The sequence below is a fragment of the Kitasatospora sp. NPDC085879 genome (genome assembly GCF_040686255.1).
Lineage (GTDB): Bacteria > Actinomycetota > Actinomycetes > Streptomycetales > Streptomycetaceae > Kitasatospora.
The window spans coordinates 1-24,491 of sequence record NZ_JBFBJZ010000027.1 but is presented as its reverse complement, the minus strand read 5'-3'; the positions used below and the strand labels follow the sequence as shown (position 1 = coordinate 24,491).

The following is a 24,491-nucleotide window of genomic DNA, read 5'->3' as shown; positions in this document are numbered from 1 at the left end:
CTGTCACCCACCGGACGGGTGACCGTGATCCGCGGGCCGGGTGAAGGTCTCCTCGACGGCGCGGGCCGAGGTCCAGCTCGGCAGGGTCCGCGCGGCGTCGGCCCGGTCGCCCGCGCCCGCCGTCCACTCGTTGACGCCGAGGGTGCCGGCGGCGAACCGCAGCCGTTCGACGGCCAGTGCGATCGCGTACCGGTCCTCGGCGACCACGCGGGCGGCGGGCGTGTACGGCCCGCCGGCGGCCGCCCGGTCCAGGGCGCTTTCCCATTCGCCGTCCTCGTACACCCGGACGGCCAGGATCGGGCCGCTGTGGTCGGCGGGCAGGACGTCGCCGCGGCCGTCGCCGTGCTCCAGGACGGTCGGGCGGACGAACCAGCCGATCGCGTCGTCGTACTGGCCGCCGGCCGCGACCTCCACCCCGGGGTCGTGCACGGCCCGCTCGATCGCGGCGCGGTTCCGCTCGTAGGCCCGGCGGTCGATCAGCGCACCCATGGCGTTGCTCAGGTCGGTGACGTCGCCGACGGCCAGCGCGTCGACCTCGGCGAGGAAGTCCGCACGGATCCGCCGCCAGAGGGTGCGCGGCAGGTGGGCCCGGCCGATCGCCGTGCGCCGCTGGCCCTGGTGGGCGAAGGCGCCGCGGACGAGCGCGGTGCGCAGCACGTCCGGGTCGGCCGAGGGGTGGGCGACCAGGAAGCCCCGCTCGCCGGTCTCGCCGACGATCCGCGGGTGGGCCCGGTAGCCGCCGAGGTGGGCGGCGATCTCCGTCCACAGGGTGTGGAAGGCCGCGGTGGGGCCGGCGAAGTGCAGCCCGGCGAGGGCGGGGCTGGCGAGGGCGACCTTGGTGGGCGCCCGGCCGTCACCGGTGACCAGGTTGACCACGCCGGGCGGCAGGCCGGCGGCCTCCAGCAGCCGCATCGTGTGGTGGGCGGCGAGGGTCTGGGCGGGCGCGGGCTGCCACACCACGGTGTTGCCCATGAGCGCGGGGGCGGTGGGCAGGCGGCCGGCGACGGCGGTGGAGTCGAACGGGGTGACGGCGTGGACGAAGCCCGGCAGCGGCCGGTGGTCCGTCCGGTGCCACCGCCCGGGCGGGGACGGCGGCTGCCCGGCGAGGATCCGCCGGGCGGCGTGCACGGCGGACCGCCAGGAGTCGGCGAGTCCGCAGGGCGCGTCGGCCTCGGCCTGCCCGGCGGCCGTGGACTGGCCGAGCACGGTGGCCGCGGTGAGGGTCTCCCGCCAGGGGCCGGCGGCCAGTTCGGCGGCGCGCAGGAAGACCGCGGCCCGGTCGTCGAAGGAGAGCGCCCGCCAGTCCGGGGCGGCGGCGAGCGCGGCGTCCACCGCGAGCGCGGCGTCCTCGTGGGTGGCGTTGCCGAGCACGCCGAGCCGGGCGGCGTGGTGGTGCGGCTGGACGACCTCGATCCGTTCGCCGCCGCCGAACCGCTGCTCGCCGGCGATGGTCATCGGCAGCGGGACGGGTTCGGCGGCGAGCTCCTCCATCCGGCGTTCCAGCCGCTCCCGCTCGGGGCTGCCGGGGGCGTGGCCGCGCACCGGCTCGCCGGCGGGGACGGGGACCCGGGTGACGGCGTCCATGGACATGCGGGGCTCCACTCGGTCCGGTGACGGCTGCCCCACCAGGTTGACCGCCGACGGCGGCTTCCCGGCCCGCCGACACGCCTGCCGGCGGGTGCCCGGAGACCGGTCAGCCGGTCAGCCGGTCAGCCGGTCAGCTCCTCGGCCACCGCGACGGCCTCGGCGAGGGTGTCCACCACCGGCACGCCGACGGCCTGCAGCTTCTGCCGGGTGTGCGAGCCGCCGGTGTACAGCACGGCGTGGATGCCGGACTCCAGGGCGGCCTCGGCGTCGTCCACGGCGTCGCCGATCAGGACGGTGCGGGCGGGCTCCAGGCCCGGGCCGAGCGCGGTGAGGTGGGCGGCCAGGAAGCCCGCCTTGCGGCCGCCGGAGGCACCGGTGCGGCCGTCCACCCGCTGGAACCGCCCGGTCAGGCCGAAGCCGTCCACCACCGGCACCAGCCGCTCGTGCTCGTACATCGACAGCAGGGACTGGCTGCGGCCGGGCCGGGCCAGCCAGCCGCTCAGCAGCGCGGGGACGCCGTCGGTGAGGCCGCAGCCGGTGCTGAGCTGGTGGTAGCGGTCGTGGAAGGCGTCGTCCAGCGCCTCCCACTCGGACTGGCTGGGCACCCGGCCGAGCATCCGCTGGTAGAAGCGCGGGATCGGGATCTCGTACAGCTCGCGGTACTGCTGCAGGCTGAGCGGCGGCAGCCCGACGGTCTCGAAGGCGGCGTTGCTGGCGCCCAGCACGGCCTCCATGTCGTGGAAGAGCGTGCCGTTCCAGTCCCAGACGATGTGCGTGCGCATCCCCGGAACGCTACCTGCCGCCGCCGACACTCAGGCCAGCAGCCCGGGGATCTCCTGGGTGGCGAACCAGAGCAACTCGTGGTCCTCGGCGCCGTCGACGGTGAACTGCGCGTCCTCGTCGCCCTTGTCGGCCGCGCGGATGGCGTCGACCGCGGCCGCGACGTCGGCGACCACGTCGCCGTCCGCGACGTCGGCGTGCACCGCGGCGGCCTTGGCCAGCGGCACCGGGCCGTGCAGCACCACCCGGCCGAGCGAGGCCTGGTCCTGGTACTCGTCGCCGGCGAACGCCCCGACCGCGGAGTCCCCGACCTCGACCGCCACGACGACCCGTCGGCGCGGCGCCGCCGGGTCGGCCGCCAGCAGCCGCAGCGAGGCCTGCGCGGCGCGGTTCAGCGCCGCGTACTCCAGTTCCTCGATGTCGTCGCTGACGTACCACTCGCGCAGCGCGGGCGTGACGGCGTACGCCGCCACCTGCTCCAGGACGCCGCCGGGGTGCGCCGCCGCCAGGTCGGTCAACGTGGTGGGCACGTACACGCGCATCGCTGGCACTCCGCTCCTGGGTCCTGCGGGCCGGGCCGCGCCCGCCGCGCCCCCAAGGATACGGGGCCGGTGATCACCGTACGGCCCGGTCCGCGAAGCAACGCCGCACCTACCGGTCAGTGCGGCGTGCCGAGCGCCGCGAGGGTGGTGCGCACGGCCGACTCCAGCACCTCGGGCCGGCGGGCCGGGTCCATCATGTTGGGGCCCATCACGGCCAGGTCGGCCAGGGTCGGGGCGAGCAGCTGCACCCGGACGCCGGAGGCCCGCAGCTCCCGCGCCTCGCGCATCATCTGCCGGGTGACGGTGCGCCGGTAGCGGCTGACCAGCTGGGCCAGCATGCCGCGCGGCCGGTCCCGGGCCCGCCACTCGCGCAGGGCGGCGACCGCGCCGCGGCCCGGCTCGGCCCGCCCCTCGGGGTGCAGCCGCAGCGCCATCGGCGCGAGCACGTAGACCTCGTCCAGGCCGCGGCCGGCCATCAGGTCCGCGTTGGTCGCCGACCAGCAGCCGCCGTCCACGTAGGGGGCGCCGGCCACGTCGACCGGCGCGAACCAGCCGGGGATCGCGCAGGAGGCCATCACCGCGTCGGCCATCGGGGCGGGCGGCGCCCCGGCGTCGCCGAAGACCACCCGGCGGCCGCTGCGGTAGTCCACCGCGACCACCCGCAGCGGCGAGCCGGCGGGCCAGCCGTCCCCACCGGGCAGCGACCGGACGAGTTCGCCGACCGGTGCCACCGAGCCGCGGCCGGGCGGGACGACGGCGGAGACCATGGTGAGGAACGGGTAGTCGCGCGGGTGCCGGACGGCGTCCCGCAGCAGGCCGGGCGAGCCGATGCCGGGCGCGGGCCGCGGCGGCAGCGCGCCGCCGGCCGCCGTGTCGTAGTCGAACTCGACCCCGGCCAGCGGGCCGCTGGTGACCGGCAGCCCGTGCTGGTGGTCGCGGAGCTGACCCGGTTCGACGCCGGCCGCTAGCAGCGCGCCGAGGATCGCCCCGGCGGAGGTCCCGAGGACCACCTCGGCCGAGCCGGGCCGCCAGCCGGTGGCCTCCTCGACCGCGCACAGTGCCCCGACCGTCCAGGCGGCGCCGAGCATGCCCCCGCCGCCGAGCACCAGCCCGCGCCGCGGCCCGCCCGCCCCGCGGGCCGCCACCGGGCCGTCGCCGGTGGTCACCTCGGTCGCCATGCCGCCTCCCTGGGCTCGTCCGCCTGATCCTCCGCCCTACCCGGCGGTAGATCCGGTTGCGGGGCCGCCACGCGCCGGGGATTCCATGCGACGCGGCCGTACTCCTTCGTGCACCGTCGGAGCTTCCCGCACGTCAACCGGCTGCACCGCGGGCCCGCCGGGCCGGCCCGGCGCCGCGGCCCGCCTCACCCGGATAGGTGACACCGCGGCGGTCCGCCGGCACCGGCCCGGCGGTTCTTGAGCGGCGCCGCGGCCGGCCGATAGCAACAGCAGCGACACCCCGCCGGACCAGCCCCGACAGGAGGTCGGCCGATGGCCGAGCACTGCAGCACCGCCCCCGTCCCCGCCGCGCACCCCGCCGCCGGCGCCGCGCCGCTCCTGGTCCGGCCGCTGGTGCACGCGCCCGGACGGCCGCAGCCGCGCCGGCCCGTCCGCCACCCGCACCCGGGCCGGCACGCCGCCGCCGCGCACGGGCCCGCGGCGGACGGCGGGCCGCGGCCGCCGCGCCGCCCGCCGACGGGCTGCGCGCCCTCGCGGGGCGCCGGACAGGGCGATCTGGCGGCCCGCTTCGCGCACCGGCTGGTCGAGGTGCTGACCGGGGTCCGGCCGGTGGGCCAGCTGCAGCGGCACACCACGCTGCAGGGCTACCAGCAGCTCACCGCGCTCGCCCGGACGGGGCCGCTGCGGCCGCGCGGGCGCGCCCCGCAGACCCGGCTGGGTCGGGTGTACGACTCGGCGCCGGCGCCGGACGCACTGGAGGTGTGCGTCCGGGTGGAGTTCGGCCCGCGCCACCACCTGCGCCACCACATGGTGGCCTTCCGGCTGGAGCGGCACCGGCGCACCGAGCAGTGGCAGTGCGCGGCGGTGGAGGCCCGCTGAGCGCCTCCCCGGGCCGGGCGCCGGGGAACGCCGCAGGGCGCCGCCCCCGGCTCGGGGTGCGGCGCCCTGCGGACGGACTCGCTGCGGTCAGCCCTTGCGGCGGCGGCCGCGGCCGGCGGCCTTGGCGGCGCGGCGGCGCTCGGCGCGGGTCAGCCCGTCGCCCTCCTCGCCCGCGGCGTCGTCGAAGTCGCCCTCGATGACGGTGTCGTCGCCGTCGACGGTCGGCGCCGTGTAGTGCAGGCGCTGGCGGGCCGGGGCCTCCAGGCCCTTGGCCTTGATCTCCGGGCGGGCGTCGTTCTTCTCCAGGACGACGGCGTCCTCGGCGACCGGGACCTCCTCGACCTGCTGCTCGACCTGGACCTCCAGGTTGAACAGGTAGCCGACGGACTCCTCCTTGATGCCCTCCATCATGGCCGCGAACATGTCGTAGCCCTCGCGCTGGTACTCGACCAGCGGGTCGCGCTGGGCGTAGGCGCGCAGCGCGATGCCCTCCTGGAGGTAGTCCATCTCGTAGAGGTGCTCGCGCCAGCGGCGGTCCAGCACCGAGAGCACCACGCGGCGCTCCAGCTCGCGCATGATCTGCTCGCCGAGCTGGTCCTCGCGGCGGCCGTAGCTGGCCTGGATGTCCTCCTGGATCGTCTGGGTGAGGAACTCGGGGGTGAGCCCGGCGGTGCCGCCGGCCTCCTCCTCCAGGTCGTCCAGCTCGACGCCGACCGGGTAGAGCTGCTTGAGGGCCGTCCAGAGCTTCTCGAGGTCCCAGTCGTCCTCGAAGCCCTCGCCGGTGGCGGCGGTGACGTACGCCTCCACGGTGTCGTCCATGAAGTGGCCGACCTGCTCCTGCAGGTCCTCGCCCTCCAGGACGCGGCGGCGCTCGCCGTAGATGACCTCGCGCTGGCGGTTGAGGACCTCGTCGTACTTGAGGACGTTCTTGCGGATCTCGAAGTTCTGCTGCTCGACCTGGGTCTGCGCGGAGGCGATGGCGCGGGTGACCATCTTCGACTCGATCGGCACGTCCTCGGGCACGTTCGCCATCGACAGGACGCGCTCGACCATGCCGGCCTTGAACAGGCGCATCAGGTCGTCGCCGAGCGACAGGTAGAAGCGGGACTCGCCCGGGTCGCCCTGGCGGCCGGAGCGGCCGCGCAGCTGGTTGTCGATCCGGCGGGACTCGTGGCGCTCGGTGCCCAGCACGTACAGGCCGCCGAGCTCCTGGACCTCCTCCTGCTCGGCCTTGACGGCCTCCTTGGCCTTGTCCAGGGCGCTCGGGAAGGCGGCCTCGTACTCCTCCGGGGTGTCCTCCGGGGTGATGCCGCGCTGGGCGAGGTCGGCGGCGGCGAGGTGGTCGGGGTTGCCGCCGAGCATGATGTCGGTGCCGCGGCCGGCCATGTTGGTGGCCACGGTGACGGCGCCCTTGCGGCCGGCCTGCGCGACGATCTGCGCCTCGCGCTCGTGGTGCTTGGCGTTGAGCACCTCGTGCGGGATGCCGCGCTTGCGCAGCTCCTGGGAGAGGTACTCGGACTTCTCGACCGACACGGTGCCGACCAGGACGGGCTGGCCCTTCTCGTGCTTCTCGGCGATGTCCTCGACGACGGCGGCGAACTTGGCCGGCTCCGACTTGTAGATCAGGTCGGGCTGGTCGATGCGGCGCGGCGTCTTGTTGGTGGGGATCGGCACCACGCCGAGCTTGTAGATCTGGTGGAACTCGGCGGCCTCGGTGGTGCCGGTACCGGTCATGCCGGAGAGCTTGTCGTAGAGGCGGAAGAAGTTCTGCAGGGTGATGGTGGCCAGCGTCTGGTTCTCGTTCTGGACCTCCACCCCCTCCTTGGCCTCGATCGCCTGGTGCATGCCCTCGTTGTAGCGGCGGCCGGCGAGGATGCGCCCGGTGTGCTCGTCGACGATCATGACCTCGCCGTTGATGACGACGTAGTCCTTGTCCGCCTTGTAGAGCTCCTTGGCCTTGATGGCGTTGTTGAGGAAGCCGACCAGCGGGGTGTTCACCGACTCGTAGAGGTTGTCGATGCCGAGGTAGTCCTCGACCCGGCCGACGCCGTCCTCCAGGATGCCGACGGTGCGCTTCTTCTCGTCGACCTCGTAGTCGCGGTCGCGCTTGAGGCGCTGCACCAGCTTGGCGAAGTCGTTGTACCACTTGGTGGCCTGGTCCGCCGGGCCGGAGATGATCAGCGGGGTGCGGGCCTCGTCGATCAGGATCGAGTCGACCTCGTCGACGATCGCGAAGTTGTGGCCGCGCTGGACGAGCTCGTCCTGCGCCCAGGCCATGTTGTCGCGCAGGTAGTCGAAGCCGAACTCGTTGTTCGTGCCGTACGTGATGTCCATCCCGTACTGGCGCTTGCGCTCGGCCGGCGACATGTTCCCGAGGATCACGCCGACCTCGAGGCCGAGGAAGCGGTGCACCCGGCCCATCCACTCCGAGTCGCGCTCGGCGAGGTAGTCGTTGACGGTGATCAGGTGCACGCCCTTGCCGGTGAGCGCGTTGAGGTACGCGGGCAGGGTGCCGACCAGGGTCTTGCCCTCGCCGGTGCGCATCTCCGCGACGTAGCCGTAGTGCAGGGCGGCGCCGCCCATGATCTGCACGTCGTAGTGGCGCTGGCCCAGCACGCGCTTGGCAGCCTCGCGAACGGTCGCGAAGGCCTCCGGCATGATGTCGTCGAGGCTCTCGCCCTCTTCGATGCGGGCCTTGTACTCGTCGGTCAGTGCGCGCAGCTCGTCGTCGGTGAGGTTGACAAAGTCCTCTTCGATCGAGTTGACCTGGGCGGCAATCCGCTGCAGTTTGCGGAGGATCTTGCCCTCGCCTGCGCGCAGGATCTTGTCGAAGACGGACACGTGAGCGGGCTCCTTGCCTGGGATCGGCTCTGGATGACAGTCGGCGAGACCTACCCCACCGTACGGGTCATCGTATGCGAGGAGGACAAGCCGCCGGGAGGTCCGTCAGCACGGTATTCCTGTGTCACCCGCAGGGGCAAAGCGCTGAGAAGCACCGGCCCCCGGGCAAAACGGTCACCACGCCTCCTCTTCCCGACAACCCCCGGCGGGTCCGCGGGGTTCCCGGCGGCCGGCCGGACTGTCGGTGGCAGGGCCTACGCTGCCCGGCATGACCGTCATGCTCTCCTCCGACCAGGCCCGCCGGATCGCGCTCCGCGCCCAGGGGCTGCTCGGCGCCCCGGACCGCCGGGGCGGGGTGCGCGGGGTGCTGCGGCACCTGGGCGCCGTCCAGCTGGACACCATCTCGGTGCTGGCCCGCTCGCACGAGCTCGTCCCCTACGCCCGGCTCGGCGCGGTGGGGCGCGCCGCGGTGGAGGGCGCCTACTGGGGCTCGGAGACGAGCTTCGAGTACTGGTCGCACGCGGCGTGCATCCTGCCGATGGAGGAGTGGCCGCTGTTCGCCTTCCGCCGCCGCGCCTACCGGGCGCGCGGCAACCTCTGGGGCCACCAGGTCTCCCCGGAGACGTACCGGTCGGTGCTGGACAAGCTGCGTGCCGAGGGGCCGCTGACCTCGACGGAGCTGGGCGGCGCCAAGCGCACCGCGGAGTGGTGGGACTGGTCGGACACCAAGATCGCGGTGGAGCGGGCGCTCGCCTTCGGCGACGTGGTGTGCACCGAGCGGCGCAGCTGGAAGCGGGTCTACGAGGCGGCCGAGCAGGCCGTCCCGGCGGAGCTGTTCGACCTGGACCTGCCCGACGAGGAGTGCCTGCGGCGGCTGGTCTCGCAGGCCGGCGCCGCACTCGGGGTGGCCACCCGGGCCGATCTGATGGACTACCACCGGCTCAAGGGCGCGCAGGTCGACGCGGTGCTGGAGGCGTCCGGGCTGGTGCCGGTGCAGGTCGAGGGCTGGCCGGCAGCCGCCTGGGCCGATCCGGCGGCGCTGGCCACCGAGCCGCGCGGCCGGCACCGCACCACGCTGCTGTCGCCCTTCGACTCGCTGATCTGGGACCGCGCCCGCACCGAGCGGATCTTCGGCATGACGCACCGGCTGGAGGCCTACACGCCCAAGCAGAAGCGGGTGCACGGCTACTTCGCGATGCCGCTGCTGGCCGGCGGCCGGCTGGTCGGCCGGGTGGACCCGGCCCGCGAGGGCCGCACCCTGGTGGCCCGTCAGATCTCCCTGGAGGACGGAAAGTACGTGCCGCAGCTCGCCGAGGCGCTGCGCGAGGCGGCGTCCTGGGTGGGCTGCGACGCGGTGCGGGTGGAGCGGCTCGCGGACGAGCGGCTGCGCCCGGCCCTGGAGAAGCTGCTGTGAGGCCGGCGGCCGGCGCTCACCCTATTTCGAGGATCTTCTCGCGCATCGCGTAGACCACGGCCTCCATCCGGGAGTGCAGCTGCAGCTTCTCCAGGATGTTGCGGACGTGGTTCTTCACGGTGTTCTCGCTGATGAAGAGCTCCTTGGCGATCTCCCGGTTGTTCATTCCGGTCGCCACCAGCTTGAGCACCTCCAGCTCCCGGTCGGTGAGCCGCGGAGCGGGCACCAACTCCCGGTCGTCGGAACGGCGTTGGATCATCGATTTGAACTCGGTGAGCAGCTTGGCCGCCATCGAGGGGCTGATCTGCGACTGGCCGTCGGCGACCGCGCGGATCGCGGTGGCCACCTCGTCGGTGGAGATCTCCTTGAGCAGGTAGCCGGTGGCGCCCGCCTTGATCGCCTCGTAGAGGTCGGCCTCCTCGTCGCTGATCGTCAGCATGATGATCTTCGCGCTGGGCACCACGTCCTTGATCGCGGTGCAGGCCTCGATCCCGCTGCGCCGGGGCATCCGAACGTCCATGAGGATGATGTCCGGCAGCAGGTCGGCGGCCTTCAGCACGGCCTCCGCGCCGTCCCCCGCCTCGCCGATGACCCGGATGTCCTCCTCCTCGGCGAGCACGATCTCCAGGCCTCGGCGGAAGAGTGCGTGGTCGTCCACCACCAACACCCGGATCGGCTCCGCCCGGTGGCCTCCGTAGCCCGACGGGCCGCCGGACCCGCCGTCCGCGCCCAGGCCGTGCGCACCATGGCTGATGGGCTCGCCCATCCGCTTCTCCCCCCGGTCGCCGGTCGATGTCGGCTCCATCATTCCATGACCGCAGGGGCGTTGATCACCCTCCGACACCGGACCGCCCAGCTGGGTGACCCCGGCGGCCGTGCCGCCGGGGTCACCCGGTCGATCGATCTGTCGTTACGGCCGACGGGACGGGATCAGTCCTCGTCGGGCGCGTTGATCGCGCCGCCGGCGCCGCCGCCGACCGCCGTCGCGTCCTCCTTCAGGTGGATGACGCCGTAGTGGTAGCCGTGCCGGCGGTACACCACGCTCGGCAGGCCGCTGTCCTTCTCCACGAAGAGGTAGAAGTCGTGGCCGACGAGTTCCATCTCGTACAGCGCCTGGTCCAGCGACATCGGTGCCGCGGGGTGCGTCTTCTCCCGGACGACGAGCGGTCCGTCGCCCTCCACCTCCAGCGACCCCATCATGGTCTTCCGGGCCGTCCCGTTGACCGGCCCCTCCGTCGGCTCCGTCGGGGGCAGCGCGGCCAGTGCGGCCGTCGCGGCGGCGACGCTCACGGGGGTGCGGCCGTTGCCGCCCTTGTGCACCCGGCGCCGGTCCGCGGACTTGCGCAGCTGCGCGTCGAGCTTCGCCGAGGCCAGGTCGAGCGCCGCGTACGGGTCGCTCGCGGCGGCCTCGGCCCGGATCACCGGGCCGCGGGTACGGAGAGTGATCTCCACCCGCTCGGACCGGTCGGCCTGCCGCGGGTTGTGCTCCTTGGACACCTCGACGTCGAGGCTGATCACCTTGCCGTCGAACTTCTGGACCTTCTCCAGCTTCTCGGCCACGTGCTCGCGGAACCTCTTGGGCACCTCGGTCTTGCGGCCCTTGACGACGATGTCCACGCAGAACTCCGATCCCTTGTGCTGTTGCCGATCCGGAACGCACCCGGACCGGACTGAGACCCAGCCGGACCAGCCAATCCGCCACCAGCACCCCACCTTCGCCGGGAGCGGCGAACTCGACTGGCCCTCACCTCACTTCCTCCCCACCAGGAGCGCTTGAAACCCCCTGTGTGCCTTATGGAACACCTCGCTCGGGGATTCCGCCTCCCCAGTCGAACATCGCGGCGACACCGGACTGGCCGTACAGCTGTCACCCTCTGTTTACCTTCCATGGAGTGAAACATCGGCCAACAGCTGGACAACACGCGCCGGGTCGCCCACCGTATGGCCCAGTCCGCGGCCCGGCAAGAGTCCGCACGGCACTCCCTTACGGGCCGGATGTCCCATTCGTGCACGTCGTTCGTGCCCCGCGCGCCCCGGGAGGCGCCCGTGACCGCGCCGTTCACCGCAGGCCTCCTCGACACCGGCCTGCTCGACCTCCTGCTGCCGACCCGCTGCGCGGGCTGCGGCGGCGCCGGCGGCCAGCTGTGCCCGGGCTGCCGGGCCGAGTTGGCCCGGGTCGCCGCCGCTCCCTGCGGGCGCCGACCGGCGGAGGGCCTGCCGTCGCTGTACGCGGCCGCGCCCTACGGCGGGCGGGTCCGGAGTCTGCTGATCGCCCACAAGGAGCGCGGCGCCCTGCGGCTCGCGCGGCCGCTCGGGTGGGCGCTCGCCGCCGCCGTGCGCTCCGCCTCCGCGCAGGGCGCCCCCGGCGTACCGGGCGCACTCCTGCTGGTGCCGGTGCCCTCCGCGCGCCGGGCGGTCCGGGCCCGCGGCCACGATCCGATGCTGCGCCTGGCCCGGGCGGCGGCCCGTGAGCTGCGCCGGTCGGGGCGGGCGGCCCGGGTCGCCCCGGTCCTGCGGCACGCCCGGCCGGTGGCCGACCAGGCGGGCCTGTCGGCGGCCGACCGGCGGCGCAATCTGCACGGCGCGCTGGCGGTGCCGCCGCGCCGGGCCGCGCCGCTGCGCGGCCGGGCGGTGGTGCTGGTCGACGACCTGGTGACGACCGGGGCGAGCCTCGCCGAGGCCGCGCGGGCCCTGCGGGCCGCCGGCTGCCCGCCGTGCGCCGCGGCCACGGTGGCGGCGGTGCCCCGGCGGGCCGGTCAGCCCGGGTAGCCGAACGAGGCGGCCGGGTGCCCCTGCAGCGCGATCTCCCGCCACTGGTTGCCCTGCAGCCGGAAGATCCGGTGGTCGCTGGAGTAGGCGAGGACGGGTGGCACGCTCTCCCCGGCCCGGCTCTCCGAGGAGGACACCGTGGTCATCGACTCGCCGCCCTGCAGCGGGGAGTCGACGGACTGCGAGCCGTCGGTGCCCACGTAGTTCAGCAGCTGGAGCTTGCCCTGCTCCTTGCCGAGCACCAGCAGCTGGTCGGTGTCCGCCCAGGAGACCGAGGCGACGTCGGTCAGCAGCGGGGCGACCGGCCGCAGCCCGGAGACCCGGACCCGCGGCGCGTCGGCGGTGCCGTCGTGCACCACCAGGCCGATCTGCAGCGAGCGCCGGCCCGAGCCGTCCTTGAGCACCAGGGCGATCCGGGTGCCGTCGGAGGAGATCCGCGCGTCCTGGACGGTGCGGTCGGCGAGGCCGTCGACCTGGGCGGCGACGGCCTTGCGGTCGCGCACCATGTAGACCTGCGACGCGGCCGGGTCGCGGTCGACCACCCAGAGGTTCTGCCGGCCGTCCCAGCTGGGCGAGGCGAGGCCCTGGCCGGACTGCGGGGCGCGGCTGGTGACCACCGGGTCGCCGAGCTTGTCGCCCTCGCCGAAGCCCGTCACGTAGAGGGAGTGCCCGTCGGCGCCGATCGCGGCGGCACCGGAGCCGTCCCGGCGGACGGCGACCTCGCCGATCTTCGGCTGGGCGGCCTGGCCGAGCGGCCCGGCCACCGGCTTGCCCGGCCCGTCGCCCTGGAGGAGCAGCAGCTGGCCGGTGTCGAGCTGGTAGTACTGCGCGGCCCCGGCGGATCCGGCCAGGCGGCCGGGCGCGGAGTCGGCGGCCTCGGCGGCCGACACCGAGCAGCCGCCCTTGGCGCCGGACAGGTCGACCCGGTCCAGCTGGGCCTTGCCCTGCTGGTCGGCCAGGGTGTGGAAGAGCTGGGTGGCCATCTGCTTGCAGGTGCTCTGCCGGCCGCCGAAGTCGGCGACGTCGACCCGCACCTCGGCGGCCCGGCTGTCGTTGACCGTCACCGCGCCCTGGATGTGCACGCCGGCGAAGGCCGAGTAGACGGCCGGGGCGAGCCACGGCGAGGGGCCGGAGGCGAGCGCCTTGGCGGCGGCGGTCAGCGGGTCGGTGCGGCGGCGCAGGAAGATCGGGTCCGGCACCATCACCGGCGGCGAGGCGCCATCCGCCGAGGGGTCGGAGGAGACGTAGAAGTAGCGGTGGACGGCCCGGTAGGAGTTGCGGAAGTTCGTCTGGTCGACGATCAGGCCGTCCGGGAGGCGGTCGATCCGCCACTCGCCCTTGTCCGGGCCCTCGGCCTCCTTCACGAAGGTGAACTGCTGCCGGTACCCGTCGTCGGAGACGACCCGGTACGAGTGGTCGTCGTCGAGCTCGGCGACCTTGCTGCCGCTCACCGTGATCGTGGTGGTCTCGGCGGAGGCCACCGTCTGGTCGCGGTGCGGGGTGGCGGTGAGCACGGCGACGCCGGCCTGCGGGTTCCAGCGTTTGCCGGCCGCGGCGGTCAGGTACTTGAGCGCGGTCTCGTAGTCCTTGGCCTCGTCCGCGTTGGACGCGGCCAGGAAGCCGGCCAGCAGGTCCTGCGGCTGCTCGCCCTTGTGCGGGGGCACCGGGAAGACCCGGACCTGCAGGTTCTCCGCGCCGGAGCCCTGCGGGATCTCGACCCGCTCGGGCGGGCCGTCCGCGGGCATCGCGGCGCAGCCCGCGGCGAGCAGGACGGCGAGGCCTGCGCAGACCGCCCGGGCGGAGCGCAGGTCAGCCCTCACGCTGGTCGTCCTTCGCACGCTGCGGCCTCCGGGTGTCGGCGTTGTCCGGGCTGTCCTGCGGCGGGAGGGTCGGCCGTCCGGACCCGCAGTCGACGACGACCTGGGCCCCGGTGGCACCGTACCCCGCGGCCACGGTTCGGACGTCCGAGGGGTCGGCGACCGGGGCGGCCTGCGGGCGGCCCAGACCGGGGCCGAGCGAGAGGACGCCGCCGAGGCCGCTGCCGAAGCCGGCCTGGGTGGGCTCGGGCGTCTCCGGGCTGTCCTGTTCCACGGCGGGGTCGGCCGCGGCCAGCGCGGTCGCGCCGCCGGGGCGGACGGCCCGCCGGTAGGGGGCGCCGGGCGAGGCCAGGCCGCGGTTGTGCCGGGAGTCCTCCGGCTCCAGCCGGAACGGGGCCCGGGCGATCTCGCCGCCGCGGGTGCGCGGCAGGGTGAGCCGGAAGTGCGAGCCGCCGCCGGGCTCGCCCCAGGCCTGGAGCCAGCCGCCGTGCAGGTGGGCGTCCTCGACGGCGATGGACAGGCCGAGGCCGGTACCGCCGGTGGTGCGCACCCGGGACGGGTCGGCGCGCCAGAACCGGTGGAAGACCCGGGAGGCCTCGCCCGGCTTGAGGCCGATGCCGTAGTCGCGGACGCCGACCGCGACCGCGCCCTCGCCGGTGCCGAGCCGGACGACGACGTCGCGGCCCTCGCCGTGCTCCAGCGCGTTGACCACGAGGTTGCGCAGGATGCGCTCGATCCGGCGGGAGTCGACCTCGGCGACGACCGGCTTCTCCGCACCGCGGACGATCACCGCGCTGCCCTTGGCCCGGGCCAGCGGGTCGGCGGCCTCGACCACCCTGGTCACGATGTCGCGCAGGTCGACGGGCTCGGCGTCGAGGATCGCGGCGCCGGCGTCGAACCGGCTGATCTCCAGCAGGTCGGCGAGCAGCGACTCGAAGCGGTCCAGCTGGTCCTGCAGCAGTTCGGCGGAGCGCGCGGCCATCGGGTCGAGGTCGTCGCGGCTGTCGTAGATGAGGTCGGCGGCCATCCGCACGGTGGTGAGCGGGGTGCGCAGCTCGTGCGAGACGTCGGAGACGAAGCGGCGCTGGACCCTGGAGAGCTCCTCGAGCTGCCGGATCTGCGTCTGCAGGGCGTTGGCCATCCGGTTGAACGACTCTCCGAGGCGGGCGATGTCGTCGGTGCCGGTGACCTTCATCCGCTCCTCGAGGTGGCCGGCGGCGAGCCGCGCGGAGATCCCGGCGGCCATCCGCACCGGCGTCACGACCTGGCGGACGACCAGCCAGGCGATGCCGCCGAGCAGGATGACCACGAAGACGCCCGCGGTCGCCAGGGTGCCGGTGACCAGGCCGAGGGTCTTGGTCTCCTGGCCGAAGGAGAAGACGTAGTAGAGCTGGTACGGCGTGCCGTCCGGCCCGGTGAACTGCTTGCCGATGACCAGGCCGGGCTCGTTGTACGAGGGGCTGCCGTCGTCGGTGGAGCGCTGGATCTCGGTGGTCTGCTGGTGCGGGGTGCCGGGCTCGGCGGCGACCTCGTCGCGGAGGTCCTGGCTGATCGAGTCCGGGACGATGTTGCCGGAGTACCAGGCGCCGCGCAGGGCGGCGCTGGGGGCGCTCTCCTGCTGGCCGGTGGAGGGCACCAGGGCGATCACCGAGTAGACGCCGGTGCCGCCGCTGGCGAGGTCGGAGACCTGCTTGATCAGCCAGGTGCCGACCTCGTCCCGTGAGGGGTCGCTGCCGGTGCTGCCGGCCTTGGCCTGCAGGTTGATGGCCTCGTTGATCTTGTCCTGCTCGATCTGGAAGCCGCCCAGCGCCTGGCCCTGCGCCGCGTGCTTCTTGGTGTCGAGCAGGCCGGTGCGCACCTGGGCGACCACGACCACGCCGAGCACCAGCACGACGACGACGGAGAGCATCAGCGTGGCGGCGACCACGCGCAGCTGGATGGAGCGGCGGTACAGCGCGACCAGCCGTCGCACCGGCCGCCGGAGCTGACGGATCACCTGGGCGCAGAAGGCGGCCGGGCCGCGGCGGCGCCGCCGGCCCTCCGTCGTCGAACTCAGCACGTCTCCGCGCACAGCAGCCTCCCCGCCGGCAGCGGTGCCCGACGGGGAGTCGTCAGCCTCGTACCGCCCCACGTCAGCTGGGCCCCGCCTTGTAGCCGACGCCGCGCACGGTCACCACGATCTCCGGACGCTCCGGGTCCTTCTCGATCTTGGAGCGCAGTCGCTGGACGTGCACGTTCACCAGACGGGTGTCGGCGGCGTGCCGGTAGCCCCAGACCTGCTCCAGCAGGACCTCGCGGGTGAAGACCTGCCAGGGCTTGCGGGCGAGCGCGACCAGCAGGTCGAACTCCAGCGGGGTCAGCGGGATGCCCCGGCCGTCCCGCTTCACCGAGTGGCCGGCCACGTCGATCACCAGATCGCCGATGGTCAGCTGCTCGGGGGTGGGCTCCTCGGCGCGGCGCAGCCGCGCGCGCACCCGGGCCACCAGTTCCTTGGGCTTGAACGGCTTGGTGACGTAGTCGTCGGCCCCGGACTCCAGGCCGACCACGATGTCCACCGTGTCCGTCTTCGCGGTCAGCATCACGATCGGGATGCCGGACTCGGCGCGGATCTGGCGGCAGACGTCGATGCCGTCCCTGCCCGGCAGCATCAGATCGAGCAGCACGAGGTCGGGCTTGGTCTCCCGGAACGCGGCTAGTGCCTTGTCCCCGTCGGCGACGAAAAACGGTTCAAAACCCTCACCACGCAGCACGATGCCGAGCATCTCGGCCAGTGCGGTGTCGTCATCGACGACGAGAACGCGTCCCTTCATGACTCCATCTTCTCATTACCCGATTGTGACCTGCCCCACAGTCCGGCCCGGGGCGCCGGCCTGCATGCCGCGCGACCGCGCGGAACACCGCAGGACGGCCGACCTGGGCCGCCCGCGCCGTCCGTTGTCGATCAGCAACGGGATACCCCTGGGGCCGTCGGCGCCACCATGGCACGATGGGCGGCGCAACAGCGACTTCCGGCCGTACGCCGTACCCGGTCCGGCCGACCCGGACGTCCGGGCCCGGGGCCACGAAGCCCGCGGAGCACAGGACAAGGAGCCTTGATGACCGACACCCCGGGCTGGGCCTCGCCCGGTTCGCCCGAACCGCCCCGTGACGACGTCCGGCCGCCGGCCGGACCACCGTCCGGCGCCGTCGGCGACGCCGCGGGCGGTCCCGGTCCGTACGGCGGAGCGTACGGCAGCATTCCCCACCAGGGCCAGAGTGGCGGCGGTACCGGCCAGTACGGTGCCGGTCCCGGCTCCTACGGCGGTTGGGGTGCGCCGATGAGCCCCAAGCCCGGCATCATCCCGCTGCGCCCGCTCGGCGTCGGAGAGATCCTCGACGGCGCGGTCACCACCGTGCGCAGGCACTGGCGCACCGCGCTCGGCCTGTCGCTCGGCCTGGCCGCCCTGGAGCAGCTGCTGCAGGCCCTCGGCCAGTGGTGGGCCTACGAGCGGTCCGGCGACGTCACGGAGATCGTGGCGATGCTCGCGCCGTTCCCGCTCGAGGTCCTGCTCGGCGTCGTCGCGATCGGCATGCTGACCATGGTGGTGAGCAAGGCCGTCCTGGGACAGCCGGTGGCCCTGTCGGAGGCCTGGCGGACGGCCCGGCCGCGGCTCGCCGCGCTGACCGGCCTGACACTGCTGACCGGCCTGATCATCGCCGCGCCGTTCGTCCCCGGGATCGCGCTGCTGGTGGCCGGAGTGGTCGACGATCTGAACGAGACGATGCTCGGCCTCGGCGCGATCCTGGCACTCGCGGCGCTGCCGCTGGCGCTCTGGCTGGCGATCGGGCTCAGCCTCGCCGCACCCGCCCTCGTCCTGGAGCGGCAGGGCGTGTTCGCCGCGATGGCCCGCTCCCGGCGGCTGGTGCGCGGCTCGTGGTGGCGGCTGTTCGGCATCAACCTGCTGACCCGGGTCCTGATGGGCATCGCCTCCAGCATGGTCCTGATGCCGTTCACGCTGGCCGCGCTGGCGGTGTCCGGCGACTTCACGGGCAGCGCCGACAGCCCGGTGGCGGCGACCCTGCCGCCGCTCGGCCTGCTGATCGTCGCGATCGGCGGCACCATCGTCGCCACGTTCACCATCCCGCTCGGCGCGGCCGTCAACGTGCTGCTCTACATCGACCAGCGGATCCGCCGCGAGGCCCTCGACATCGAACTCGCCCGCGCCGCGGGCCTGCCCGAGTACGGCTCCGCCGGCTGGTCCGGGCAGCCGACTCACCCCGGGGTCTGAGCCGATGCCGCACTGGGGGGCGAGGGGCGCGCTGCCGCGCGTCCTGGCGGACGGCGCACCGGTCACCGTCCCGCGCGGGCCGGCCCGGGACGCCGCCCGCGACGAACTGCTCAATCCGGCCTACCACCGGCACGACCCCAGCCTGGTGCAGCGCGCCATGAGCTGGCTGGACGAGCAGATCGGCCGGCTGTTCGGCAAGGTCGGCGAGTCGATGGCGGGCGGCAGCACCGGCGCGGTACTGGCCGTGCTGCTGGCCGTCGTAGTGGTCGCCGCCGTCTGGTGGCGGCTCGGCGCGCCCCGCCGCGAGGCCCGCACCACCGCGGCGCTGTTCGCGCACCGCGGCCCGCGCACCGCCGAGCAGCACCGGGCCGAGGCCGCCGCCCGCGCCGCTGCCGGGGACTGGCCGCAGGCCGTCCGCGAGCAGATGCGCGCCCTGGTCCGCGCCCTGGAGGAGCGGACGGTGCTCGACGTCCGCCCCGGCCGCACCGCCGACGAGGCCGCCGCGGAGGCCGGCCGCGCCCTGCCCGACCACGCCGCCGCCCTCACCGCCGCCGCCCGCACCTTCGACGACGTCGCGTACGGCGACCGCACCGCCGACCGGGCCGCCTACGAGGGCCTGCTCGCCCTCGACCGCACCCTGGGCGCGACCCGGCCCGTGCTCGTCCCGACCGGCGGAGCCGCCGCATGACGACCCCACCGCCCGCACCCGGCTCCGGCCGACCGGCCCGCCGATTCCGGCTCACCGCCGCCCCTGTACGGGACGGGGTCGCCCACGAGGGCCTGCTCGCCCTCGACCGCACCCCGGGCGCGACCCGCCCCGTGCCCGCCCCGACCGGCGGAGCCGCCGCATGACCACCGCACCACCCGCGCCCGCCCCCGTCACCGTGCCGCAGGCCGCGGCCGAGCCCGTGGACGTCCCAAAGACCAGCCTCGCCGTGCCGCTGCGCCGCCGCTGGCGCCGCGCCCGCTGGTATCTGCTGGCCGCCGCCGTCCTCGTGCTGGTCGGCCTGCTCGTCGGCGGCCTGGGCGGCAGCAGCACCTGGCCGCCACTCGACCCGCGCTCGCCCGATCCGAACGGCGCCCGCGCCCTCGTCCGCCTGCTGGAGCGGCAGGGCGTCACCGTGCGCACCGCCGCCGGCGAAGCCGAACTCGCGGCCGCGCTCGGCGCCTCCGACACCACCGTGGTGCTGCCCGACCCGTACCTGCTCGACCCGGACGCCCTGGACCGGCTGGCGGCCGCCCGCCGCGGCGACGACAGCCGGCTCGTTCTGCTCGCCCCGGACGACGCCCAGCTCGACGCCCTCGCCGCGGGCCTGCACACCGCGACCGCCGCCGACGGCCTACCCGACTACGCCGCCGACCAGTCCACCGCGTCCGCCTGCGACCTGCCCGAGGCGACCAGGGCGGGCAGCGCCGAACTCGGCGGCCTGCTCTACCTCCCGGCCCCCGGCGACACCGGCTGCTACCCGCGGCACGGTCGGCCCACCGTGGTCCTGCACACCGATGCCGCCGGCCGGCAGACCACCGTCCTCGGCACCGACCGGCCGCTCACCAACGAGCGCCTCGCCAAGGACGGCAACGCCTCGCTCGCCCTCGGTCTGCTCGGCTCCCGCCCGCACCTGGTCTGGTACCTGCCGGACTACACGGGCGACGGCGCCCCGGCCGCCGCCGACCGCCGCAGCCTGCTCGACCACGTCCCGGACGGCTGGCGCTGGGCCACCCTGCAGCTGGCGGTCGCCGCCGCCCTCGCCGCCGTCTGGCGGGCCCGCCGGCTCGGCCCGGTGGTCTCCGAGGACCTGCCGGTGGTGGTCCGCGCCGCCGAGACCACCGAGGGCCGCGCCCGCCTCTACCGCAGGGCGAACGCCCGCGGGCACGCCGCGGACGCCCTGCGCCGTGCCGCCCGGCACCGGCTCGCCCCCGTGCTCGGTGTCCCGGCCCTAGCCGGCGAGCCCGACCGGGCCGCCCTCTGCGCGGCCGCCGCGGGCCGCCTCGGCCGCCCGTCCGCAGACCTGGACGCGCTGCTGTACGGCGGGCCGCCCACCGACGACGCCGCGCTGCTGCGGCTCTCCGACGACCTCGACGCCCTGGAAAGGCAGGTACGACAGCCGTGACCGAGCAGCCCGCTGCCAGCACGACCCTCACCAAGACCGGCGGGGCCGCCGACGCCGCACCGACCCCCGGCCCGGTCGACACCCGCACCGCGCTCACCGCGCTGCGCGACGAGATCGGCAAGGCCGTCGTCGGCCAGGACGCCGCCGTCACCGGTCTGGTCGTCGCCCTGCTCTGCGGCGGGCACGTCCTGCTGGAGGGCGTCCCGGGTGTCGCCAAGACCCTGCTGGTCCGCACCCTGTCCATGGCGCTCAGCCTGGAGACCAAGCGCATCCAGTTCACCCCCGACCTGATGCCGGGCGACGTCACCGGCTCCCTGGTCTACGACGCCCGCACCGCCGAGTTCTCCTTCCAGCCCGGCCCGGTCTTCACCAACCTGCTGCTCGCGGACGAGATCAACCGCACCCCGCCGAAGACCCAGGCCTCGCTGCTGGAGGCCATGGAGGAGCGCCAGGTCACCGTCGACGGCGAGCCCCGCCCGCTGCCCGAGCCCTTCCTGGTCGCCGCCACCCAGAACCCGGTCGAGTACGAGGGCACCTACCCCCTGCCCGAGGCCCAGCTCGACCGGTTCCTGCTCAAGCTGGTCCTGCCGCTGCCGAGCCGCGACCACGAGTACCAGGTGCTCGCCCGGCACGCGGCCGGCTTCGACCCGCGCGACCTGGCCGCCGCCGGGGTCCGCCCGGTCGCCGGACCGGCCCACCTGGCCGCCGCCCGCGCGGAGATCGCCAAGGTCACCGTCGCGCCCGAGGTGCTCGCGTACATCGTCGACCTGTGCCGGGCCACCCGGCAGTCGCCGTCGCTGTCGATCGGCGTCTCCCCGCGCGGCGCCACCGCGCTGCTGGGCACCTCCCGTGCCTGGGCCTGGTTGGCCGGCCGCGACTACGTCACCCCCGACGACGTCAAGGCGCTCGCCCTGCCCACCCTGCGGCACCGCATCCAGCTCCGCGCCGAGGCCGAGATGGAGGGCACCACCGCCGACTCGGTCATCCAGGCCGTGCTGTCCCAGACGCCCGCCCCGCGCTGACCGCCGCCCGCGCCCGGCCCGCGCCGGACCGCACCCCCGCACACCCCGAGGAGCCCCGCCCATGGCCCTGACCGGCCGCACCGCCCTGCTTGCCGCGCTCGGCGCGCTCGCCGTCGGCCTGGTCGCCCCCTCCTGGGCGGGGATCGGCACCGTCACCCTGCTGCTCCTGCTGGCCGTCGCCGCCGACCTGGTCCTCGCCGCGCCCGTCCGCACCCTGCGGCTGGAGCGCGGCGGCGACACCAGGGTCCGGCTCGGCGACACCGCCGAGGTCGAACTGACCGTCACCAACCCTTCCGGCAGGCCGCTGCGGGCCCTCGTCAGGGACGCCTGGGCGCCGTCCGCCTGGCATCCCGGCAGTTCCTTCGAGAACTCCCGACACTCCGTCACCGTCCCGGCCGGCGAGCGCCGCCGACTCACCACCGTCCTCGGCCCCACCCGGCGGGGCGACCACCACGCCCTCCGGGTGACGGTCCGTTCACTCGGCCCGCTCGGCCTCGCGGGCCGACAGGGCGGGCACCACGTGCCGTGGACGGTCCGCGCCCTGCCGCCGTTCGCCAGCCGCAAGCACCTGCCCTCCCGGCTCGCCCGACTGCGCGAACTCGACGGCCGCACCTCGGTGCTGACCCGCGGCCAGGGCACCGAGTTCGACTCGCTGCGCGAGTACCTGCCCGGCGACGACGTCCGCTCCATCGACTGGCGGGCCAGCGCCCGCCGCAACACCGTCGCCGTCCGCACCTGGCGTCCCGAGCGCGACCGGCACATCCTGATCGTCCTCGACACCGGCCGCGGCTCCGCCGGACGCGTCGGCGACGCCCCCCGCCTGGACGCCGCCCTCGACGCCGCCCTGCTGCTCACCGCACTCGCCACCAAGGCCGGCGACCGGGTCGACCTGCTCGCCCACGACCGGGTCCGCCGGGCCGCCGTCGTCGGCCGCTCCGCCGCCGACGTCCTGCCGGCCTTCACCGAGGCCATGACCACCCTGGCGCCCGCACTCGTCGAGACCGACCTGCGCGCGCTCACCGCCTCCGCCCTGCGGACGGCCCCGCACCGCTCCCTGATCGTGCTGCTCACCGGCCTGGACGCGGGCGCCGCCGAGGACGGGCTGCTCCCCCAGCTGCCGCTGCTCACCAAGCGCCACGAGGTCGTGCTGGCCTCCGTCGCCGACCCGCGGCTGGACGAGCTGGCCGCGGGCCGCGGCACCGTGGACGCCGTCTACGGCGCGGCCGCCGCCGAGCAGACCCGCGCCGACCGCCGCCGCACCGCCGAACGCCTCACGAGGCACGGTGTCACCGTGCTGGACGCGCCGCCCGCAGCGCTGCCCCCGGCCCTCGCCGACACCTACCTCGCCCTCAAGGCCGCCGGCCGGCTCTGACGGCCTCCCGCAGCCGACGGGCGGTCTCCTCGTCGGCCGGCAGGAAGGCCTCCAGCATCAGCTCGGCGAGCGTCACGTCGACGGCGGTCGCGAAGGTCGTCACCGTGGTGATCAACCGCAGCTCGGCGTCCCCGGAGCGGATCCGCAGCGGCACCGCGAACCCCAGCGGCTCCGCCCCCTGCACACCGGCCGGGACGTACCCGCCGAGCTCCCGCCGCAACGCGGCCAGCGTCCCGTCCCCACTCTGCTCGGCCCGCCGCTCCAACCGCAGCAGGACGTGCCGCGACCACTCGGAGAGATTGACGATCCGCGGCGCCATCCCCCGCGGGTGCAGCGCCAGCCGGTACACATTGGCACCGGGCGCGCACAGCTCCGGCGCCGCGCCCTCGGTCAGCACCGGGAAGGCCGCGTTCACCGCCACCAGGCTCCCGTGCCGGTCCACCACGACGGCGGGATACGGGAGATGACCGGCCAACACATGGTCGAGCGCCTCCCGCACCGGCGCCAGATCGGGCGCCGCCAAGGCACTCTCCCCGAACTCCGGCGCATAACCCGCCGTCAGCAGCAGCGCATTGCTCTCGCGCAGCGTCAGCTCCAGGGACTCGGCGAGCCGCAGCACCATGCCGCGGCCCGGCGCCGAACGCCCGCTCTCCATGAAGCTGACATGCCGTTGGGTGGTACCCGCCCGAAGAGCCAGGTCGAGCTGGCTCAGATGCCGGTGTGCCCGACGCTCGCGCAGTGCCTGCGGGAAGTCCATGCACCGAGTCTCCGCAGTCCCACCCCGACCGCGCCATTCCCCGCAGGGAATTGAGGCGATTCCGCGCCGCGGGCGAACCTGGGCGCATGCAGAACGACATCAGGCTCGGCGTGCTCCTCCCGACCGGACAGGCCCAGTGGGGCGAGGGCACCGACCCCCGCGAGCTGATCCCCTTCGCGCTCCGCGCCGAAGAGCTGGGCTACGACTCGCTCTTCGCCAACGACTCGCTGCTCACGCCGCGGATCGAGACCCTCACGATGCTCTCGGCGCTGGCGGCCGTCACCCGGCGGACAGCCCTCGGCACCGGGGCCCTGCTGCCCTTCCTCCGCCGCCCGGTCCAGGCCGGCCACGCGCTGGCCTCGCTCGACCTGCTCTCCGGCGGCCGCCTGCTGGTCGCCGTCGGCGCCGGCTTCCCCGGCCGGTTCGGGCGGCCCCTCTACGAGCTCTCCGAGCTGCCCTGGGCCGACCGCTTCCGGCGCCTGGACGAGACGGTCGCCCTGTGGCGCCGCCTGTGGACCGCCGACGAGCCCTTCTCCTTCCGGGGCGACCTGCTCCACCTCGATGACGTACCGCCCTCGATCCGTCCGCACACCCCCGGCGGCCCACCCGTCTGGCTGGGCGGCGCCACCCCCGCGGCCCTCGCCCGCACCGGCCGCCTGTACGACGGCTGGCTGCCCTACCCGCCGGACCCCGCCGACTACCGCACCGGACTCACCGCAGCACACGCCGCGGCCGGTGAGGCCGGCCGGGGCCCGGAGGCCATCACACCCGCACTCTTCGTATCGGTCCTCGTCGACGACGACCCCGCGGAGGCCCGCGCCCGCATGGACGCCTACACCCGCGCCACCTACGGCCTCCCGCTCGACGAACTCCGGCAGATCCAGGCCGTCCTCACCGGCCCGGCCCCTGAAGTCGCCGCCGGACTCCGTCGGTACCTCGACGTCGGCGCCCGCCACCTCGTCCTCCGCCTCGGCGGCCTGACACTCAAGCAGCAGTACGACCAGCTGGAGCGCATCGCCGTCATCCGGTCCCTGCTCCACTGACCGCCGACTGCCCGTGAACGCAAAGAAGCCCCGCCCGGAACCCGGGCGGGGCTTCTTCAGAAGAATTGTTCGGCGGCGTCCTACTCTCCCACAGGGTCCCCCCTGCAGTAC

21 protein-coding genes are annotated in these 24,491 nt (G+C 74.8%); 10 read left to right on the top strand and 11 right to left on the bottom strand.

What is annotated here, in order from left to right; translation table 11 throughout:
• Positions 1-3: 3 nt before the first annotated feature.
• The 4 genes from AB0P35_RS21110 to AB0P35_RS21095 form a co-directional block, all read right to left on the bottom strand.
• A complete protein-coding gene (locus tag AB0P35_RS21110) occupies positions 4-1,584 on the bottom strand; it encodes an aldehyde dehydrogenase family protein (RefSeq protein ID WP_363512756.1) in 1,581 nt (526 codons plus the stop codon).
• 125 nt (positions 1,585-1,709) lie between these two features.
• Positions 1,710-2,369 (bottom strand): HAD family hydrolase, encoded by a 660-nt coding sequence (locus AB0P35_RS21105; protein ID WP_363512628.1) that lies wholly within the window; start codon positions 2,367-2,369, stop codon positions 1,710-1,712.
• 30 nt (positions 2,370-2,399) lie between these two features.
• Positions 2,400-2,909 (bottom strand): hypothetical protein, encoded by a 510-nt coding sequence (locus AB0P35_RS21100; protein ID WP_095874643.1) that lies wholly within the window; start codon positions 2,907-2,909, stop codon positions 2,400-2,402.
• A 116-nt stretch (positions 2,910-3,025) separates the two neighbouring features.
• A complete protein-coding gene (locus AB0P35_RS21095) occupies positions 3,026-4,087 on the bottom strand; it encodes a patatin-like phospholipase family protein (protein ID WP_095874642.1) in 1,062 nt (353 codons plus the stop codon).
• A gap of 312 nt (positions 4,088-4,399) precedes the next feature.
• On the opposite strand from AB0P35_RS21095, the gene AB0P35_RS21090 reads away from it, so the two are divergent.
• The gene (locus AB0P35_RS21090; RefSeq protein ID WP_363512625.1) at positions 4,400-4,966 is read left to right on the top strand and encodes an Rv3235 family protein; all 567 of its coding nucleotides are present in this window, start codon (positions 4,400-4,402) and stop codon (positions 4,964-4,966) included.
• 87 nt (positions 4,967-5,053) lie between these two features.
• Here the strand turns inward: AB0P35_RS21090 and secA are convergent, their stop codons facing one another.
• Positions 5,054-7,807, bottom strand: a complete 2,754-nt coding sequence (gene secA, locus AB0P35_RS21085) for a preprotein translocase subunit SecA (protein ID WP_095874640.1) — start codon at positions 7,805-7,807, stop codon at positions 5,054-5,056.
• Positions 7,808-8,075: 268 nt separating this feature from the next.
• On the opposite strand from secA, the gene AB0P35_RS21080 reads away from it, so the two are divergent.
• The gene (locus tag AB0P35_RS21080) at positions 8,076-9,221 is read left to right on the top strand and encodes a crosslink repair DNA glycosylase YcaQ family protein (protein ID WP_363512623.1); all 1,146 of its coding nucleotides are present in this window, start codon (positions 8,076-8,078) and stop codon (positions 9,219-9,221) included.
• 16 nt (positions 9,222-9,237) lie between these two features.
• Here AB0P35_RS21080 and AB0P35_RS21075 read toward each other — a convergent pair whose 3' ends face one another.
• Positions 9,238-9,954, bottom strand: coding sequence for a response regulator transcription factor (locus AB0P35_RS21075; protein ID WP_179419565.1), 717 nt, complete (start codon positions 9,952-9,954; stop codon positions 9,238-9,240).
• Between the two features lie 197 nt (positions 9,955-10,151).
• A complete protein-coding gene (gene raiA / locus AB0P35_RS21070; RefSeq protein ID WP_095874637.1) occupies positions 10,152-10,838 on the bottom strand; it encodes a ribosome-associated translation inhibitor RaiA in 687 nt (228 codons plus the stop codon).
• A gap of 429 nt (positions 10,839-11,267) precedes the next feature.
• Here raiA and AB0P35_RS21065 point away from each other — a divergent pair, with 429 nt between their 5' ends.
• Complete coding sequence (locus AB0P35_RS21065; RefSeq protein WP_363512621.1) at positions 11,268-11,990, top strand: phosphoribosyltransferase family protein; 723 nt, start codon at positions 11,268-11,270, stop codon at positions 11,988-11,990.
• Here the strand turns inward: AB0P35_RS21065 and AB0P35_RS21060 are convergent.
• The 3 genes from AB0P35_RS21060 to mtrA all read right to left on the bottom strand — a co-directional run bounded on the left by AB0P35_RS21060 (position 11,978) and on the right by mtrA (position 16,617).
• Positions 11,978-13,810: an LpqB family beta-propeller domain-containing protein gene (locus AB0P35_RS21060; RefSeq protein ID WP_363512619.1), complete on the bottom strand. Its 1,833-nt coding sequence runs from the start codon at positions 13,808-13,810 to the stop codon at positions 11,978-11,980. The two genes, AB0P35_RS21065 and AB0P35_RS21060, sit on opposite strands and share 13 nt — an antisense overlap.
• Positions 13,800-15,803 carry an MtrAB system histidine kinase MtrB gene (mtrB, locus tag AB0P35_RS21055; RefSeq protein ID WP_363512752.1) on the bottom strand — a complete coding sequence of 668 codons (2,004 nt, stop codon included), beginning with the start codon at positions 15,801-15,803 and terminating at the stop codon, positions 13,800-13,802. Before mtrB ends, AB0P35_RS21060 begins: the two co-directional genes overlap by 11 nt.
• Before the next feature lie 136 nt (positions 15,804-15,939).
• Positions 15,940-16,617 carry an MtrAB system response regulator MtrA gene (gene mtrA / locus AB0P35_RS21050; protein ID WP_033821070.1) on the bottom strand — a complete coding sequence of 226 codons (678 nt, stop codon included), beginning with the start codon at positions 16,615-16,617 and terminating at the stop codon, positions 15,940-15,942.
• A gap of 285 nt (positions 16,618-16,902) precedes the next feature.
• Between mtrA and AB0P35_RS21045 the strand changes: the two genes are divergently transcribed.
• The 6 genes from AB0P35_RS21045 to AB0P35_RS21020 all read left to right on the top strand — a co-directional run bounded on the left by AB0P35_RS21045 (position 16,903) and on the right by AB0P35_RS21020 (position 22,580).
• Positions 16,903-18,075: a hypothetical protein gene (locus AB0P35_RS21045; protein ID WP_363512617.1), complete on the top strand. Its 1,173-nt coding sequence runs from the start codon at positions 16,903-16,905 to the stop codon at positions 18,073-18,075.
• A gap of 4 nt (positions 18,076-18,079) precedes the next feature.
• Complete coding sequence (locus tag AB0P35_RS21040) at positions 18,080-18,763, top strand: DUF4129 domain-containing protein (protein WP_363512615.1); 684 nt, start codon at positions 18,080-18,082, stop codon at positions 18,761-18,763.
• Positions 18,760-18,927: a hypothetical protein gene (locus AB0P35_RS21035; RefSeq protein ID WP_363512613.1), complete on the top strand. Its 168-nt coding sequence runs from the start codon at positions 18,760-18,762 to the stop codon at positions 18,925-18,927. Before AB0P35_RS21040 ends, AB0P35_RS21035 begins: the two co-directional genes overlap by 4 nt.
• Positions 18,924-20,186 carry a DUF4350 domain-containing protein gene (locus AB0P35_RS21030; RefSeq protein ID WP_363512611.1) on the top strand — a complete coding sequence of 421 codons (1,263 nt, stop codon included), beginning with the start codon at positions 18,924-18,926 and terminating at the stop codon, positions 20,184-20,186. Before AB0P35_RS21035 ends, AB0P35_RS21030 begins: the two co-directional genes overlap by 4 nt.
• 101 nt (positions 20,187-20,287) lie before the next feature.
• On the top strand, positions 20,288-21,208 hold the full coding sequence (locus AB0P35_RS21025) for a MoxR family ATPase (RefSeq protein ID WP_363512749.1): 921 nt from the start codon (positions 20,288-20,290) through the stop codon (positions 21,206-21,208).
• Between the two features lie 61 nt (positions 21,209-21,269).
• On the top strand, positions 21,270-22,580 hold the full coding sequence (locus tag AB0P35_RS21020; RefSeq protein ID WP_363512609.1) for a DUF58 domain-containing protein: 1,311 nt from the start codon (positions 21,270-21,272) through the stop codon (positions 22,578-22,580).
• On the opposite strand, the gene AB0P35_RS21015 is transcribed toward AB0P35_RS21020, so the two are convergent.
• Positions 22,558-23,337 carry a helix-turn-helix transcriptional regulator gene (locus tag AB0P35_RS21015; protein ID WP_363512607.1) on the bottom strand — a complete coding sequence of 260 codons (780 nt, stop codon included), beginning with the start codon at positions 23,335-23,337 and terminating at the stop codon, positions 22,558-22,560. The genes AB0P35_RS21020 and AB0P35_RS21015 overlap by 23 nt on opposite strands.
• Before the next feature lie 86 nt (positions 23,338-23,423).
• Between AB0P35_RS21015 and AB0P35_RS21010 the strand changes: the two genes are divergently transcribed.
• Positions 23,424-24,380, top strand: a complete 957-nt coding sequence (locus AB0P35_RS21010; protein ID WP_363512605.1) for an LLM class flavin-dependent oxidoreductase — start codon at positions 23,424-23,426, stop codon at positions 24,378-24,380.
• Positions 24,381-24,491 lie beyond the last annotated feature (111 nt).